The organism is Paradesulfitobacterium aromaticivorans (assembly GCF_054657415.1).
In genome coordinates, this window is sequence record NZ_BAAHYT010000011.1 from 571,958 (window position 1) to 588,323 (window position 16,366).

The 16,366-nt window shown below is 50.6% G+C and carries 12 protein-coding genes; all 12 read left to right on the forward strand.

Annotated features, from left to right (window positions below):
- Positions 1–34 precede the first annotated feature (34 nt).
- The 12 genes from ACYQ2N_RS19565 (at position 35) to ACYQ2N_RS19620 (ending at position 16,316) form a co-directional block, all read left to right on the forward strand.
- Complete coding sequence (locus ACYQ2N_RS19565) at positions 35–1,717, forward strand: histidine kinase N-terminal 7TM domain-containing protein (protein ID WP_460001762.1); 1,683 nt, start codon at positions 35–37, stop codon at positions 1,715–1,717.
- Positions 1,718–1,722: 5 nt separating this feature from the next.
- On the forward strand, positions 1,723–2,400 hold the full coding sequence (locus ACYQ2N_RS19570; protein WP_460001093.1) for a response regulator: 678 nt from the start codon (positions 1,723–1,725) through the stop codon (positions 2,398–2,400).
- 282 nt (positions 2,401–2,682) lie between these two features.
- Positions 2,683–3,627 (forward strand): NHLP bacteriocin system secretion protein, encoded by a 945-nt coding sequence (locus tag ACYQ2N_RS19575; RefSeq protein WP_460001763.1) that lies wholly within the window; start codon positions 2,683–2,685, stop codon positions 3,625–3,627.
- Between the two features lie 59 nt (positions 3,628–3,686).
- Complete coding sequence (locus ACYQ2N_RS19580; protein ID WP_460001094.1) at positions 3,687–5,891, forward strand: NHLP family bacteriocin export ABC transporter peptidase/permease/ATPase subunit; 2,205 nt, start codon at positions 3,687–3,689, stop codon at positions 5,889–5,891.
- Between the two features lie 37 nt (positions 5,892–5,928).
- The gene (locus ACYQ2N_RS19585) at positions 5,929–8,958 is read left to right on the forward strand and encodes an NHLP bacteriocin export ABC transporter permease/ATPase subunit (RefSeq protein ID WP_460001095.1); all 3,030 of its coding nucleotides are present in this window, start codon (positions 5,929–5,931) and stop codon (positions 8,956–8,958) included.
- 13 nt (positions 8,959–8,971) lie between these two features.
- Positions 8,972–10,135, forward strand: coding sequence for an ABC transporter substrate-binding protein (locus tag ACYQ2N_RS19590; RefSeq protein WP_460001096.1), 1,164 nt, complete (start codon positions 8,972–8,974; stop codon positions 10,133–10,135).
- 51 nt (positions 10,136–10,186) lie between these two features.
- Positions 10,187–10,756, forward strand: a complete 570-nt coding sequence (locus tag ACYQ2N_RS19595) for a sigma-70 family RNA polymerase sigma factor (RefSeq protein WP_460001097.1) — start codon at positions 10,187–10,189, stop codon at positions 10,754–10,756.
- Positions 10,749–11,183 carry a hypothetical protein gene (locus ACYQ2N_RS19600; RefSeq protein ID WP_460001098.1) on the forward strand — a complete coding sequence of 145 codons (435 nt, stop codon included), beginning with the start codon at positions 10,749–10,751 and terminating at the stop codon, positions 11,181–11,183. Before ACYQ2N_RS19595 ends, ACYQ2N_RS19600 begins: the two co-directional genes overlap by 8 nt.
- Positions 11,184–11,324: 141 nt before the next feature.
- Positions 11,325–11,633: an NHLP leader peptide family RiPP precursor gene (locus tag ACYQ2N_RS19605; protein ID WP_460001099.1), complete on the forward strand. Its 309-nt coding sequence runs from the start codon at positions 11,325–11,327 to the stop codon at positions 11,631–11,633.
- Positions 11,634–11,756: 123 nt separating this feature from the next.
- Positions 11,757–13,991, forward strand: a complete 2,235-nt coding sequence (locus tag ACYQ2N_RS19610) for a TOMM precursor leader peptide-binding protein (protein ID WP_460001100.1) — start codon at positions 11,757–11,759, stop codon at positions 13,989–13,991.
- A gap of 41 nt (positions 13,992–14,032) precedes the next feature.
- Positions 14,033–14,983 carry a substrate-binding periplasmic protein gene (locus tag ACYQ2N_RS19615; protein WP_460001101.1) on the forward strand — a complete coding sequence of 317 codons (951 nt, stop codon included), beginning with the start codon at positions 14,033–14,035 and terminating at the stop codon, positions 14,981–14,983.
- 1 nt (position 14,984) lies between these two features.
- Entirely contained in the window at positions 14,985–16,316 is a 1,332-nt protein-coding gene (locus ACYQ2N_RS19620; RefSeq protein WP_460001102.1) for a dicarboxylate/amino acid:cation symporter, read from the forward strand.
- Positions 16,317–16,366: the final 50 nt, after the last annotated feature.

Here is a 16,366-nt window from a genome sequence, read left to right on the forward strand (position 1 = left end):
AGCGTTTCAATATATTCCCTACATATGGCCGCTAATCGCCTCTGCCTTAATCTCACTATCCCTTGGAATCTATGCCCTAGTAAAGCGGCGAAATGTGAAAGGTTCCACATATTTCATATTGCTTATGATTCTGGTTGCAATATGGACTTCAGGCAATGCTCTGGAGATGTCCAGTACAGATTTCTCCACTAAGCTTTTTTGGGCGAACATACAGTATATCGCCTATGGCTATTCTCCCGTAATCCTGCTTGCCTTGTGCATGGAATTCAGTGGATATGACCGGTGGATTCGGAATAAAAAATTTTTGTTATGGATTGCGGTTATACCGACGATCATCATCCTGCTTGTCTGGACTGACAGACTATATGGCTTGGTTAGATATGATATACATATGGATTACAGCGGTGCATTTCCGGTGCTCGAGAAAGAATATGGCCCTGTTTTTCTTGTCCATGCGCTGTACGCACATTTGCTGAATATATCCGCCTGGGTACTGCTTATAGTTGCGGTATTTTTTAAAAAGAGCGTTTACAGGAAACAGGCGATGGCACTGTTTATTGGCTTAAGTTTAACCTTAATACCCAATATTCTATATGTTTTGGGCCTCAGTCCGGTAAAAAGATTCGATATTACAGCGGCGCTTTTTGGGCCGGCCAATTTGATTATTGCCTTCGGAATCTATCGCTTTAAGCTATTTGACGTAGTTCCTGTAGCACGTGCCACTGTGATTGAGACCATGGACGCAGGGGTTATGGTCCTGGATTTACAAGATAGGGTATTAGATATAAATCCAGCCTTTGAAAAAATAGTCGGTTATCCTGTGGCCCGAATTATTTCAAAAACAGTTAAAGAAGTGTGCGTTAAAATCCCGGAATTGGTAAACGCCTGTGTTGACAGGAGTATTGCTCAAAGAGAGTTTTCAATAAACATAAACGGAGTGTCAAAGGTTTATGAGTTATTCATTTCTCCACTTACCGACAGCAAGGGCACCTTGATTGGCAGGCTTATTGTTAACTATGATATAACTGAAAAAAAGCAGGCGCACCAGGAGTATTTGAAACAGCAGTGGAAACTTGCAGTCACAGAGGAGAGGGAACGGCAGGCCCGGGATATGCACGATAACCTGGGGCAGGTGCTGGGCTTTATCAACCTTCAGGCGCAGGGCATCAGGCAGGAGCTCATGAACGCGGGTGTTGAAATTGCATCACCCAAACTTAACAAACTGGTGGAAGCGACTCAATCCGCTCATAATGAGATAAGGGAATATATCCGTAATGCCAGGAGTACCGCATCTATGGAAATGGATTTTATGACGGCATTGACCAAGGATATTTTGAGTTTTGAGGAACAGACCGGATTGAAGGTAAGACTGGATATTCCTCTTGGATTTGCCGGGGAAGAAGTTAAACCGAATCTACGCTTTAATATACTGAACATTCTTAAAGAAGCCTTGAACAATATCAGGAAACATGCAGAAGCCGCTAATGTAAGAATATCATTTTCACTGGCCCGGGAGCAGTTGTGTGCCACAGTAGAGGATGACGGGAAAGGTTTTGATATGGAGCTGCATGATAACACGAATAAAACCAAGTTTGGATTAAAGATAATGCGGGAGCGTGCCTCGGAAATTGGTGCACAAATTGATATAAAATCAATAATAGGAAAAGGAAGCCGGATTGATTTATTTGTCCCGATTAAGGAAAGAGAAGGGGATTAATATAAATGAAATTAATGCTGGTAGATGACCATCCTCTATTCCTGGAAGGTTTACAGTACCTTCTTGAAACCCATGGAATTGGTGTTGCCGGTGTAGCAATAAACGGCAGGGAAGCCTATGCAAAAGCCCGGATACTGGAGCCGGACATCATTTTAATGGATATTAGGATGCCTGACGTCAGCGGGCTGGATGCTTTGAAGCTGATTAAGGCTGAAATGCCGGAGATCAAGATTGTCATGCTTACTACATCAGAAGAGGATGAGGACCTTTTTGAAGCGATAAAGTGTGGTGCATCAGGATACTTGTTAAAAAACACTAATGCCCAAGAGCTTGTTGAGAGGTTGACCGATCTTGAAAAGGATGAGATTCCTCTTTCCCCCGGCCTTGCAGCCAAGCTCTTACGAGAATTCAGACGCAGTGACGCCAATAACCATAAGACTTCGCCACAGACAGTAGATGGCACCAAGAGAGAGAATCTCACCCAACGGCAATTAGAGGTACTCAGGATGATTGCCGAGGGCATAGCATATAGGGACGTGGGGAAGTCTTTGGGACTTAGCGAACGGACCGTAAAATACCATGTGGAGAGAATCCTCGAACTGCTGCATCTCGAAAACAGAGCGCAGGTGATTGCCTATGCTGCCCGGAGGGGGCTGGTAGCGGATGCAAAAACCAGTTGCTGAGGGGATAATAACAGGTCACTGTCTAAAAGTACAGTCTCTAGTTAAAAGAGACTGTACTTTTAATTTTGTGCGGCTGTACCTAGGTACATTGTCAGATGAAGTTCGAAAAATATAGAATAAATAATAAGTGCAAATGATATATTTTACCCTTTGAGAAGTCTGTGATGAAAAGACACAAAAGCTATCAGTGATCTTAATCTCATAGCTTATATTTTTAGGAAGTGAATTATAACACAAATGCCGGATACTGATGAGAGATGAGAGAGGAGAGGCCGAGTGAGTATGAGCACCCAAATCTACCGTAAAGTTTCTCTGGAACGGTTATCGTCACCGGAACAATTGGACAGCTTGATGACTGTCACTTCCCCCCGGGGGTGGATCACCTTGACGGCATTTGGTCTAATCATTACCGCAGTGATCGGGTGGGGGATATTCGGTTCGCTTCCCACTAAAATCGAGGCCCATGGAATTCTGCTTAAATCCGGGGGAATCCATCAAATCGCCGCCGGTTCAGGCGGTCAAATCACGGATATCCGGGTGCTGCCCAATCATGTGGTGCACAAGGGAGAAGTGATTGCACGCATCGATCAGCCTGATTTAGTGGTCCTTATTACCACCGCCCAGGCGCAGCTGCAGGAAATGCTCAAAAGCGGAGCAAACCAGGCGAAAATAACTGAGCAGCAGCAAAATATTAAAGGATTACAAGATAAACTAGCAACCAGTTCTCAAGTTGTCAGCTCCTTTGACGGTCGAGTGCTCGAAGTGCAAGCCGGCATCGGGGATTTTGTCACGCCGGGGCAACCGGTGATTAGTATCGAACTTTCCGGGGCCCAAATTAAGGACCTGGAAGCGGTTCTGTATGTTCCGGCGACCCAAGGCAAACAAATTATGCCCGGCATGGAAGTAAATCTGGCACCTTCCTCCGTTCAGAAAGAGGAATACGGTCTGTTGCTGGGCCGGGTAACGTCGGTCGGAGAATTCCCGGCCACCGCGCAAGGGATGATGAAGACCCTAGGCAATGAGAATCTGGTACACCAACTGTCCGGCATGGGGGCACCACTGGAAGTGAAAGTAGACATCATCCCGGATAGTAATACATACAGCAGGTATAAATGGTCAACCCCCAGCGGCCCCCCGCTCAGATTGAACAGTGGGACGTTGGCCAGCGGCTCCATCACGATAAAAAAACAACGTCCCATAGCTTTGGTTTTCCCCCAATTTAATTAGAGGCCTGGTTGAATTTGAACCCTTAAAGGTTTTGCAGCAGTTTCCGAGGAGTGAAATGAATGAGAAGCAATACCCAAAAGATTACCCAAAAGAGAGTGAAAACTCCTACTGTTTTGCAAATGGAAGCCGTTGAGTGCGGTGCTGCTTCTTTGGCCATCATCCTTGGTTATTACGGCCGGGTAGTGCCCTTGGAGGAATTGCGCATCGTGTGTGGGGTATCTCGCGACGGCAGCAAAGCCTCTAACATCCTCAAGGCAGCCCGCCAATACGGGTTTGAAACTAAAGCTTACCGCAAGGAACCGGAAGCCTTGAGGGCAATACGGCTACCGGCCATAATTCACTGGAATTTTAATCATTTTTTGGTTTTGGAAGGGTTTAAGCAGGATAAAGTTTACCTGAATGACCCGGCTTTTGGTCCCCGTGTGGTGACAGCGGAAGAATTTGATAATTCTTTCACCGGAGTAGTTCTTATCTTTACGCCTACCGCGGATTTTGTGCCGGAGAAAGGCAAACGCAATCTGCTAAAAACCCTCAGACCAAGGCTAAGGGGTTCTAAATCGGCTTTAGTGTATGTGGTCTTAGCCGGTTTGTTGCTGGTGGTTCCGGGCTTGTTAATTCCTGTGTTTGGCAAAGTTTTCATTGATCACATTTTACTGGGTCGGATGGAAAACTGGCTGATGCCTTTACTAATGGGCATGATGGCGACCGCCTTGTTGCGGGGTGGGCTGACCTGGCTGCAGGAATATTATCTGCTGCGCTTGGAAACCAAAATCGCCTTGCGCACGTCCGGAGAATTTTTCTGGCACATCCTGCGCTTGCCCATTGAGTTTTTTAACCAGCGTCAGGCCGGTGAAATCGGGTTTCGGGTGATGCTCAATGACCGGGTGGCCCAACTCTTAACTCGGGATTTAGCCGACGCTGCCCTCAACTTGGTGATGATCGTTTTTTACTTATTCTTAATGATTCAATATAATCTGCGTTTAACAGTGATCGGCGTGGCGGCAGCCCTGCTCAACATGGCCTTTCTTAGGTTGACCGACAGGCGGAGAACGGATCAGACCTTGCGCTTATCCATGGAATCCGGCAAACTGGTCGGTACTTCGATGGGCGGCTTGCAGATTATTGAAACGTTGAAAGCGACGGGTGCCGAATCAGACTTTTTCAGCAAGTGGGCCGGTAACCAGGCCAAATTGATGAATGCTGAACAGGAAATCGGAGTAACTAACCTCTTCCTGACGGCGGTACCCAATCTTCTGACCGCATTGAATAATGTGGTTATTTTGACCGTCGGCGGTTATGAGGTGATCGGCGGCAATATGACAATTGGGATGCTGGTGGCCTTCCAGAGCCTGATGACCAGCTTTATGGCACCGGTCAACCAGATGGTGCAGTTGGGTGGGACCCTTAAAAAAGTGGAAGGGGATATGAATAAGCTCGACGATGTTTTTAAGTATCCCTTGGCCCAGCACATTATGCAATCGGAAGGCTCTGATGAGGCAGCGGCAATATCAGAGGCACCGGAAATGCCTGAAATATCGGTTAAGCTAAGCGGCCGGGTTGAACTGCGCAATTTAACATTTGGCTATAGTCCACTGGAGCCGCCTCTGATTGAGAATTTCAATTTAAGTATAGATCCGGGTTCCCGGGTAGCTATCGTAGGAGCGTCCGGCAGTGGCAAATCGACAGTGGCCAAGGTGCTGACCGGACTCTATGAACCATGGGCGGGTGAAGTGTTGTTGGACGGCCGGCCGAGGACGCAAATTCCGCGTTCAGTCTTAACCAATTCGCTTGCCGTGGTCGATCAGGATATCCAGATGTTCGAGGGCAGTATCAAGGACAACTTGACACTCTGGGATAGCACAGTTTTGGAAAGTGATTTAATCCATGCAGCCAAAGATAGTTGTATTCACGAGATCATTGCCGCCCGGCCGGGGGGGTATGACGCGCCGATGGCCGAAGGCGGGCGTAATTATAGCGGCGGTCAGTTACAAAGAATGGAGATAGCCCGCGCCTTAGTCAATAATCCGACCATCTTAATCCTTGATGAAGCGACCAGTGCTCTTGATCCGAAGACCGAACAGCAGGTCGATGCCAGTTTCAGGCGGCGTGGCTGTACCTGTGTGATTGTGGCCCATCGGTTGAGCACGATCCGGGATTGCGATGAGATCATTGTTTTGGATCGGGGTAAAGTGGTGCAACGGGGTACTCATGACCAGTTAATAGAGCAGCCGGGTCATTACCAGGATTTGATTCAAGCGCAATAGTCCGATGAAAAAACTTTAATGAAGCGGGGGAAGACAGGTGCCGGAAGAGACTCTTGACTTATTCCAGTTGAACGGGGATCCCATTTCGGTGGGAGGAAACAACACGTTTTGGCTGGATGATCCAGAAGTAGTCTGGGTCGTGGAGACTGGTCAGGCCGAATTATTTGTCGTACCCGGGAACGAACGGACAAGGACGGGGCGGCGTTTTCACCTGCTCTCTGTCCTGCCGGGCCAGGCTTTGTTCGGATTGGATCAGGAGAGCTTGCCGGCGGGATTACAACTGCTAGTAAACGGCACCCCGGGAACGCAAGTGCGCAAAACCACCTGGGGAGATTTTCTGGCCTTAGCCCTAAACAAGGCAACCGACCAGATATCTGGAGCAGGTCCCCATGCCGCTAAGGTAGTACCAGTTGAGAATGATTACGACCTACGAAGCCCTTCAAAACCCAAGAGTGATACATCCACTCGCACCTCGAACCTCAAGCTTCAAACCTCGAATATAGTCGGGCTTCTGGAAAATTGGCTGATCCAATTAACGGCAGCAGTGGTTCGTAAATCCGTACCTAAGAGTTTTGTCAAGTTAGCGCTGGCAACGGAGTATCAAGTGGACGGAGCACAAATCTTAAGTGTCAACCAAGGACTCGTATGGGCAAGACTGCGCCAAGGCAGCCTAACTTGGTTAGATGATCCGGCAAACGCTATCTTGGACGGCACCTTTGTGCCCGTGACCCCGGGAACATGGCTGGAGGCGGCGGACGCCAGCCGGTTGGACATAATGACCAGTCAGGAGTTTTTGGTCAGGAATCAAAAGTTGAACTTCGGGAATTACTACCTACTCCTGTTTAAGTATTGGTTGGCCCTGCATACCGAGGCGCACAAAGAGGAGCGGGCCCGCCAGATCAAGAAGTTGGCCGATCAACAGGGAGTGATGGAGGAATCCCTGCTCAATTTGTCAGCCGTCTTAGATAGGTCAGCCAGCGAAGGGCTTGGCCGGGAAGCGGTAAACGATCCCCTGTGGGCAGCCTGTCGGCTTGTGGGTGAGGCGGCCAATATTGAAATCAGACCATTGCCGCCGAGCCTGAAAAAAAGCCCTTCACGCGACCCTTTGGATGATATCGCCAAGGTATCGCGGATCCGGACACGCCAAGTCGCCCTGAAGGGGGAGTGGTGGCGCGCTGACAATGGCCCCCTCTTAGGGTATCTGGAAGAGGATGAGTGCCCGGTGGCATTGCTCCCGGTGCGGGCTGGGGCTTATAAGCTTTATGATCCGGTGCGCCAAACCATGATCCGCGTTGATAACAAAGTGGCCGCCCAGATCAAGCCGTTTGCTTATGCCTTTTATCGTACTTTCCCGGCGCACGCCCTACAGGTAAAGGATTTATTTCTGTTTGCCGGTAAAAGCAAAGTGCGGCGGGATCTGCTCATGATCTTACTGATGGGAATTGTAGGCGGGCTGTTAAACCTGGCCACCCCGATTGCCACCGGCAAGCTGATCGACAGCATTATCCCGCAGGCAGAACGTGGTCAACTGGGGCAACTGACCTTTATTCTCATTGTCAGTATTCTGGCAGTCGCCATGTTTGAACTAACCCGTTCTGTTGCCCTCCTGCGCATGGAAGGCCGCCTCAATGCCGATGTGCAGGGAGCGGTCTGGGACCGCGTCATAAACCTGCCGGCTCCCTTTTTTCGCCAATATAGCGTGGGGGATTTAGCGGACAGGGCCAACAGCATGAATACCATCCGCAAAATCCTCTCCGGCTTAACGATTACAGCCATCATTTCCGGGGTGTTTTCTTCGTTTAACTTCTTTTTGCTGTTCGCATATGACCTTAAACTGGCGCTAAAGGCCTTAGTGCTCGTGATCGTGATGATTGCCTTTACCGTTGCATTCGGCCTGCTGCAAATGCGTAAGCAACGCGAATTGGCTGAGCGGGGGGGTAAAATCCAAGGTCTGATTCTGCAATTGATCCGTGGTATTGCTAAATTTGGGGTAGCGGGTGCGGAAAAGCGGGCTTTTGCGCTGTGGGCCCGTGCTTTTGGAGATATGCGGAAGGTAACTTGGGAAACCGCGCGCATCACCAACTATTTAACGACTTTTAACAGTGCCTTCCCGGTGCTGGCTTCCCTCGTTCTCTATGCCGGGGCTGGCACAGCGGTTACCGGCGGGCTTTCCACCGGCAGTTTTCTAGCCTTTTACAGTGCCTTCACCTCGTTTATCGCAGCGGCGACGGCCACCACGGCTGCGTTGATTGCCAGCAGCAATGTATTGCCGCTCTACCAACGGGCTAGGCCAATTCTGGAGACATTGCCTGAAATTGATGAAGCGAAAGCTATGCCCGGGGAATTGAGTGGGGACATCGAGGTAAACCACGTCTATTTCCGCTACACCGAGGACGGGCCTAACATTCTGAACGATGTTTCCCTTAACATCAAACCCGGCGAATTTGTGGCGGTGGTCGGATCATCCGGCAGCGGCAAGTCTACCCTTCTCCGCCTTTTGCTAGGGTTCGAGCAAGCGCAGTCCGGCACCGTTTATTACGACGGACAGGATTTAAGCCAACTGGATCTGCGGGGAGTGCGCCAACAGTTGGGTGTGGTGCTGCAGAATAGCCATCTAATGGTTGGCGACATTTTTTCCAATATTGTGGGCAGTAAACAACTCACAATCAAGGATGCCGGGGAGGCTGCCCGGATGGTCGGTCTGGATGAAGACATCCGGCAAATGCCAATGGGCATGTACACCATGGTCAGCGAAGGGGGCTCCACTCTCTCCGGCGGCCAGCGGCAGCGCCTCTTGATTGCCCGCGCCGTGGTGAGTAAGCCGCGCATCATATTTTTCGATGAAGCCACCAGTGCTTTGGACAACCGGACACAGGCGATCGTTAGTCGCAGCTTGGAAGGTTTAAAAGCGACCCGGGTGGTCATTGCTCACCGTTTAAGCACCATTATTAATGCCGATCGGATTTTTGTTCTCGATCAGGGCAAATTGGTGCAGACGGGTAATTATCAGGAACTGATTCGCCAGGAAGGACTGTTTGCGGAATTGGCGAAGCGGCAGTTGGCTTAAGGGAGGGGGCTCGATGATGAAGAAGAAACTGATTTTGATCATGGCGTCGACTCTGATCCTCGTAAGCTTGGTCACCGGTTGTGCCAGTCAGATGGCCTTGGCAGAATTAAGGGCTAATGCTGCAGCCCAAGGGCAAGGGGATATTCTGATCGGACTGGCTTGGCCGCTGGCCGGCAATGATGGCGGGCTCTCCCAAGGGGTGGAACTGGCCGTCAGCGAGATTAACAATAGCGGTGGGATCGCTGGACGCCACTTGCGCATCCTGCCTCAGGATGACGAAGGTTCAGTCACCAAAGGGGAAGCAGTGGCTCAGGCCTTCTCCGAAAATAAAAACGTAGTCGCCGTGATCGGTGACCGTAATTCGTTTGTTTCCCTGCCGGCCTCTGCGATTTATGAGGAGGCCGGTCTGGTCATGTTAACTCCGGGATCAACGGCACCTGAACTCACTGAACAAGGATTTCAATATGTATTCCGGAGCATCCCCAGTGATGCGGAAATAGCTCGCCGCCTGGCTGATTACGCCCGTCAGCAAGGGCATAAACGGATAGCCATTTACTATTCCGGGGATGCCTATGGCCGTGGCTTAGCCAACGCTTTTGAGGATAGTGCCACGGAAGCCGGCTTGACGATTGTCGATCGCATCTCCTATTACGGACAACTTAAGCAGTTGGCCGACTTAGCTAAAAAATGGCAGGCTATGGACTATGATGGGGTATTTGTGGCTAATTCTTTGCCGGACGGCGGCCAGTTTATGGCCGATGCCCGCCAGGTGGGAATCAATGTACCTTTCTTAGCCGGCAATGCCCTAGATTCCCCCAACCTGATCAAATCAGCCGGCCAGGCAGCGGAAGGAACCGTGGTGGGGTCGTTCTTTAATCCACAGGACGGTCGGCCGGAAGTCAGCAAATTCGAACAGGCTTACCAGGCAAAATACGGCAGCATACCCGGTCAATGGGCGGCCACAGGCTACGATGCCGTTAATTTATTGGCTGCAGCGATCAGCAGGGCAGAATCTACTGAGCCGGCGAAAATCGCTGCCCAGCTCCATGCTCTGCGCGACTGGTCCGGAGTACTCGGCCGGCATAGTTTTGACCAATCCGGAGAGGAAAAAGGCAATCTGGTTGTTTTGAAACAAGTACAGAACCAATCGTTTGTTTACCTCGATGGGGCGCATTAAAGTGTAATGAAAATTGACCTAGGACGTATTAACGAATAGGAGGTGCGGCAATTGTCGTTGTGGACGGAGAATGTCGATGATCCACAATTAGTGGCACAGGCCTGCAACGATCCCGAGGCCTTCACCCGTTTGTATAACCTATACTTTGGCCGCGTCTATAATTACATACGCTGCCGGGTGCAAAAGCCTGACATTGCGGATGACCTGACCAGCAAGGTTTTTGAACGGGTCCTGGTCAAGCTGTCTACCTACCATCCCGAACTCGGCCAGTTTGCGGGATGGCTGTGGAGCATCGTCCGGAACACTGTTGCCGATTACTTTCGCCAGCAAAAAAGGCATCCCTCTATCAATTTGGATGCCATCCGGGAGATCGGATGTTCGACAGCTGATCCCGCAGACCGCGTGATCGAACGGGAAACGCAGGCGGAGTTGCTGGAGGCCATTAAAAGTCTATCACAAAGGGAACAGGACCTGCTCGGTCTGAAGTACTGGGCCTGCTTGAGCAATAAACAAATTGCTGTCATAGCGGGATTGAACGAAACGAATGTGGCCGTAATTATCTATCGCGCCACCCGCCGTTTGGCCGAGCGTTTGGCCCCGTGGAGGGAAAAGCATGGATGAACATAGCTGGGCTGAGCAGTTTGAGCGGGAACTTAACGTCCTGATGGGGAGAGGGAAAAAGTCATTCAGGCAAAATTATCCCAGGCAACTGGAACCAGCCTTACTAGCAGCAAAACTATGCCTTACAACGGATTTTGAACCGGAGAGTCAAGTGCGCGCGAAATTATTGAGCAAGTTATTGGCTAAGATGAGCCGAGAAGATGCCGACTCAGCTGCAGATAGGGGTGGGAACTTCGGTGAAGAACTGGACCCGGGGTGGAATGGAACGGACCAAGAGTTGGATGAACTCAATCTGAGCGAGGTGGTGGGTGGAGTTGCCGGTCCGTCAGCCGCCGGCTGTGCCATATGTGGTTGTAATCGTGCTGCTTCCAGCTTCCAAGAGGAACGTTGTCCGGAGTGCGGGCATGCCCGGTCCTTACATCGTTAGAATGAAAAATTTTTTTGGGGTGTGTAATGAAGTGAAGCCCAAGACGTATTAACCAGTAGAAAGAAAAAAGTGAAATGCGTGTTTGTTAACAAATACGTTTTCAATAAAAAAATTTTATTAAATAAAAGGGAGGCAAACAAAATGAGTAACCAAAATTCAAAACTGCCCGGCTGGCAAGAGTTCAATGATGGACTGATCACAAGGGCTCTCAAAGATGAGAGCTTCCGCCAGGAACTGCTCGCCAACCCTAAAGCGGTCGTGGAAAAAGAAATGGGCAAACTGAAAGGTGGCGCCAAGCTGCCTGCTGCCATGGAAGTTAAGGTGATCGAGCAACCTGCCAACACGCTTTATCTTGTCCTGCCCACCCAAAGTGACGAACTTTCCGACGAGACCTTGGACTCAGTGGCAGGAGGACTTCTCTGTATACACGGTCATCTAGACATCGATTGAGGTTGGACCACAGTGACCTAGATCCGGGGGAGGGGGCATTTTCCCCTCCTCCGGATCTTTCGCGTGCAGTGCATGGCAGCCTTCCCAAACGGGATGGCAATAGAAAAAAGGAGTAGTATGCTGATGTTCTGGATAAGACCAAGATTCAAACATCATTTTCGGGTGGATGTAGTAGCAGAGGAAAGGGCCGTATTTTTACTATCCAGTCAACAGCACTTTGTGCTCAAAGGCAAGACCTATGTCGCCTTGGCCCCTTTGCTGAATGGAAAAAATACTCTTGACGATATTGTCAGGGCCCTTGATGGAGTACTCACGGAATCCGCAGTGTGGGATGCCTTGACCGAACTGGAAAAGAAGGGGTACATCACGGAGGAGTCTGATTCCCTCGAGCCAGCACAGGCAGCGTTCTGGAGCGCGCTAGGAATCATTCCAGCTCAAGCTGGGGCAAAACTAGCCGCGGTAAAGGTAGAGGTTCGCACTCTTGGCGGACTGTCCCCAGCCCCGTATACAAACATTCTTGAATCAATGGGTGTGACTGTAGCTACCGAGGGCAGCGTGTGGGTAGTGCTGACTGATGATTATCTGAGCGAGGAGCTAGCCAGTCTTAACAGGGAATCCCAAGCGAAGGGCATCCCGTGGCTAATCGTAAAGCCCACAGGCGTGGAGGCCATGGTGGGTCCCCTGTTTGAGCCGGGGAAAACCGCCTGTTGGGAGTGCCTGGCCGCCCGTATGAAGGCCAATCTCAAGGTGGAGCAAGCGGTGGAGAGGATGGAGGGAAGGCTGACTGTTATTCCCGCGGCCGGGGGGGGCATGCCCGCCGGGGAACAGGCGGCCCTAAACCTGGCTGCCTTGGAGTTAGTTAAGTGGATTGTTAGGAAGGAAAACTCAGTGCTGTTTAACAACCTAATCACTTTAGATTTCAGCAAGTTTACAATTCAAACCCATCCCGTCCAGCGCCTGCCCCAGTGCCCGTCCTGCGGGAATGCCAACCTGGTTGAAGCCCGTCCCCTGCAACTGAAGAGCTGCTTGAAAACATTTGTGGCTGAAGGCGGTCACCGGGTGCTGCGACCGGCCGAAACTTATAAAAAATATGCCCACCTGGTCGACCCTTTGACCGGTCTGGTAAGTCAAGTCACACGCATGAGACCGGAGGATAGCCAGGTTCACCTTTACTTTGCCGGCGAAAACACGGCCCTGTACCATGGTCGCTATAACCTTAAAAAGCTAAAAGCCAGCCTGCGCTCCAACAGCGCAGGTAAAGGTATGACCGACGCTCAAGCCAAAGCAAGCGCCCTATGCGAGGCCTTGGAGCGCAGCTCGGGGGTTTTCCGGGGCGACGAGCCCGTGCGCCGGGCTAGCTTTCGCCAGCTTGGTGAGGAAGCCATCCACTTGGACGCCTGCCAGCACTTTAGCCCTCGCCAGTACGAGCAGCGCCAAGAAATCAACCGCCAGGAGATAAACTTCTATTATGTGCCAAAACCCTTTGACGAGGAGGCCGTGATTGACTGGACCCCGGTCTGGTCGCTGACGCACCGGTGCTTTCGCTACTTGCCTACCGAGTACTGCTATTTTAATTATCCTTACGCCCGCTTTGCCCTTGGCGACTCTAACGGCAACGCCTCCGGCAACACCCTGGAGGAGGCCGTGCTGCATGGATTTTTCGAGCTGGTGGAGCGTGACGCTGTTGGCCTGTGGTGGTACAACCGGCTGCAACGTCCCGGAGTGGACATGGGAAGCTTCGGCGAGCCTTATTATAAGGAGCTTAAGGAAGAATACAACCGGATGGAGCGGAAGATATGGGCGATCGACCTCACCTCTGACCTGGGCATTCCAACTTTCGCAGCTGTCAGTTGCCGAACCGGCGGTACGGGGAGCCAGCTAATATTTGGCTTTGGCACGCACCTTGATCCTAAAATCGCTTTGTCTAGGGCTATAACGGAAATGAACCAGTCTCTTTCCATTCTTGATTTGGCCATTAGCGGACGGGCCCCACTGGAGGACGCAGTTACTCTAAAGTGGCTGAAGGAGGCTACCCTGGTCAACCAACCTTACCTGACTCCGGATCCCACAGTACCCGTCAAACAACTCACGGACTATCGGCAGCCCTTTCACCAGGATATACTCATCGACATTGAATATTGCCGGGGAATTGTGGAGGAACAGAGTATGGAGATGCTGGTCTTGGACCAAACCCGCCCGGACATCGGCATGCCCGTGGTTAAGGTCATAGTACCCGGCTTAAGACACTTTTGGGCGCGTTTGGCCCCGGGCCGTTTGTACGACGTGCCCGTGAAGATGGGCTGGCTGCAAAGACCCCATACTGAAGATGAGCTCAACCCGATCCCTATGTTTTGGTAGCAAGCCGGGACGGTTTTTAGTAACGTAAGGGGAAGGAAAAAATGAGGAAAAACTTCAGAAATACGCTATTAGGATTTAGCGTTGTCCTCTTATTATTGATGGTAACCGCTTGCCAAAAACAAGAAAGCACAGTTCAATCCACCACGGTCGACACAACCTCTGCAATGGTTAATACGGTTTCCGTGAATGATGCTGAGGACGCCACCAATCTTGCCGTGGCTCAATATCAGGGTTCCGTGCCATTAACTCCGGATATTGCCGCAATCAAGACGCGGGGGAAACTGATCGTCGCCTTGTACAGAGAAGACCGTCCTCCATTTTTTTACAAAGACCAAACGGGTCGATTGACGGGAATTGATGTCAGTCTAGCGACCGATATTGCTCGCTGGCTCGGTGTAAAAGCAGAGTTTCTCCGTTCGTCAGATTCATTTGACGGGGTGATCGATCAAGTGGCTGCCGGTCAAGCGGATGTTGCCGTTTCCAAATTGAGCGTAACCTTAAACCGGGCTCAGCGCGTTAGTTTTACCTGTCCTTATGTGGTTTTTCAGCAAGCCCTCCTGGTCAACCGCCTGAAATTGGCCGCCTTGCAGTCCCAGCATCCGGACAAAGATCCTTTACAGCTGATCCTTGGCACCACGGATAATATAGCGGTGCGCACCGCAACTTCCTACGTCGATTATGCCCGGCAGACGTTTCCGGATGCCGGGATTATCCAAGTCGACGGGGCGGACGGGATCATGCAAGCGGCGAATCAAGGGGAGGTTTTAGCGGCATATTACGATGATAACGAATTGAAGAGTTACCTGCACAAGCATCCGGATGCCGCGATCAACCTACAACTGTTTGTGCTCACGGACCGCCGGGACCCCATTGCCATTGCCGTAGCTCCGGATAACGGACATCTCCTGCAGTGGCTAAACCTCTATCTCGATCAGATGCAAGGAAAAATGGAGATAGATCAGATGGTAAAAAGGTACCAAGGAGGTAACTGAGATGACAGCCGTGCTAAAGGCCCGTTTCAAAGACTGGCTGCGTAATCCCTGGGTACTTTTGGGCTCAATCCTGGCTGGGGCAGGCACCGGATTATTTGCTAAAAACACTGCGCTAGCCTTAGGTGCGTTCGGGCAACTCTATCTGTCTTTTCTGAGTATGATGGTGATACCGATTATGGGAACTGCAGTCATAACCAGCGTCGGACGACTTTTATCCTCCCGGGAAGCTGCCGCGTATCTAAAAAGAATTGTCATCGTGTTTGTGTTTGGTCTGGCCTTGACATCCTTGGTAGGGCTGGTCGCCGGCATAACGGGTAATCCCGGTCAGGGGTTGAATCAGACCACGCGCAATGCGCTTGGCAATGTGCTGATGAATGGCGAAGATCAAAGTCAGAGTTCCCAGACCGTGCAAACCGCACCGCAGACGCAGAATTTGACTGGTTTTTTAAACATGCTGATACCTGCTAATGTTTTTACAGCCCTCAGTGACGGCAAAACTCTGCAAGTGCTTTTCTTTGCGATTGTTTTCGGAATTACAGTGGGTTTAGTCCCATCTGGAGAGCGTATTCAATTTCTCAATTTGACAGAAGTCGCCTTTAAGGCATTTACAAAAGCGATCGCGATGGCTATGTACCTGCTGCCGTTTGGTTTGTTCTGTGTGATTGCCGCGGAAATTGCCCTCTCCGGATTGGGTGTTGTCCTGGCGATGACTAAATTTGTCATGCTCATCTATTTGTCTGTCATATTTTTAGTATTAGTGGGTACTTTGATAATATCATTTGTGGCTAAGAAAAACTTTTTTTCCGTTTTAAGTGCCTTGCGCGATCCCATTGTGATTGCCTTTGGCACGAGCAATAGCTTTGCTGCAATGCCAACTGTACTGGATACTTTGCGGGAGCGTTTCCGGCTGTCACAGGATATGGTTAACCTCATTGTACCGTTAAGTATTGTCATTTGCCGTTATAGCATGGTGCTGGTGTTTAGCGTCGGCAGTTTGTTTATGCTGCAGTTATATCACTATCCCATAGGCATCCAGCAATTGCTCCTGATTTTTGGCGGTTCCATTCTGGCAGCCTTGGCCGGAGCAGGGGCCCCCGCTGTGGTCGCTCTGTCTATGATTTCCATCGTGCTGACCCCTCTGAATTTACCGGCTGGGGCTGCGATTATTCTATTGCTGGCCATCAATCCGTTGATTGACCCGGTGTTAACCATTCTCAATGTTTACTTTGCCTGTGCGGCGACCTTGGTCGTTATTAAACAAGACCGGCAGGCGGGTCATCAGAGTCAACCGGTGATCCAGATAGCCCCGACCAATAACGCATTGAATCGCTAATCCTAAGTCGGTGCTGGAGAAGAAAACAAATGTTTAATGGAATAGAGAGT

What these genes read in the sequence shown, in the direction of transcription:
- ACYQ2N_RS19570 (WP_460001093.1), top strand. Translation starts at nt 1,723, where the DNA reads ATGAAATTAATGCTGGTAGATGACCATCCTCTATTCCTGGAAGGTTTA.
- ACYQ2N_RS19575 (WP_460001763.1), top strand. Translation starts at nt 2,683, where the DNA reads ATGAGCACCCAAATCTACCGTAAAGTTTCTCTGGAACGGTTATCGTCA.
- ACYQ2N_RS19580 (WP_460001094.1), top strand. Translation starts at nt 3,687, where the DNA reads ATGAGAAGCAATACCCAAAAGATTACCCAAAAGAGAGTGAAAACTCCT.
- ACYQ2N_RS19590 (WP_460001096.1), top strand. Translation starts at nt 8,972, where the DNA reads ATGATGAAGAAGAAACTGATTTTGATCATGGCGTCGACTCTGATCCTC.
- ACYQ2N_RS19600 (WP_460001098.1), top strand. Translation starts at nt 10,749, where the DNA reads ATGGATGAACATAGCTGGGCTGAGCAGTTTGAGCGGGAACTTAACGTC.
- ACYQ2N_RS19605 (WP_460001099.1), top strand. Translation starts at nt 11,325, where the DNA reads ATGAGTAACCAAAATTCAAAACTGCCCGGCTGGCAAGAGTTCAATGAT.
- ACYQ2N_RS19610 (WP_460001100.1), top strand. Translation starts at nt 11,757, where the DNA reads ATGTTCTGGATAAGACCAAGATTCAAACATCATTTTCGGGTGGATGTA.
- ACYQ2N_RS19615 (WP_460001101.1), top strand. Translation starts at nt 14,033, where the DNA reads ATGAGGAAAAACTTCAGAAATACGCTATTAGGATTTAGCGTTGTCCTC.
- ACYQ2N_RS19620 (WP_460001102.1), top strand. Translation starts at nt 14,985, where the DNA reads ATGACAGCCGTGCTAAAGGCCCGTTTCAAAGACTGGCTGCGTAATCCC.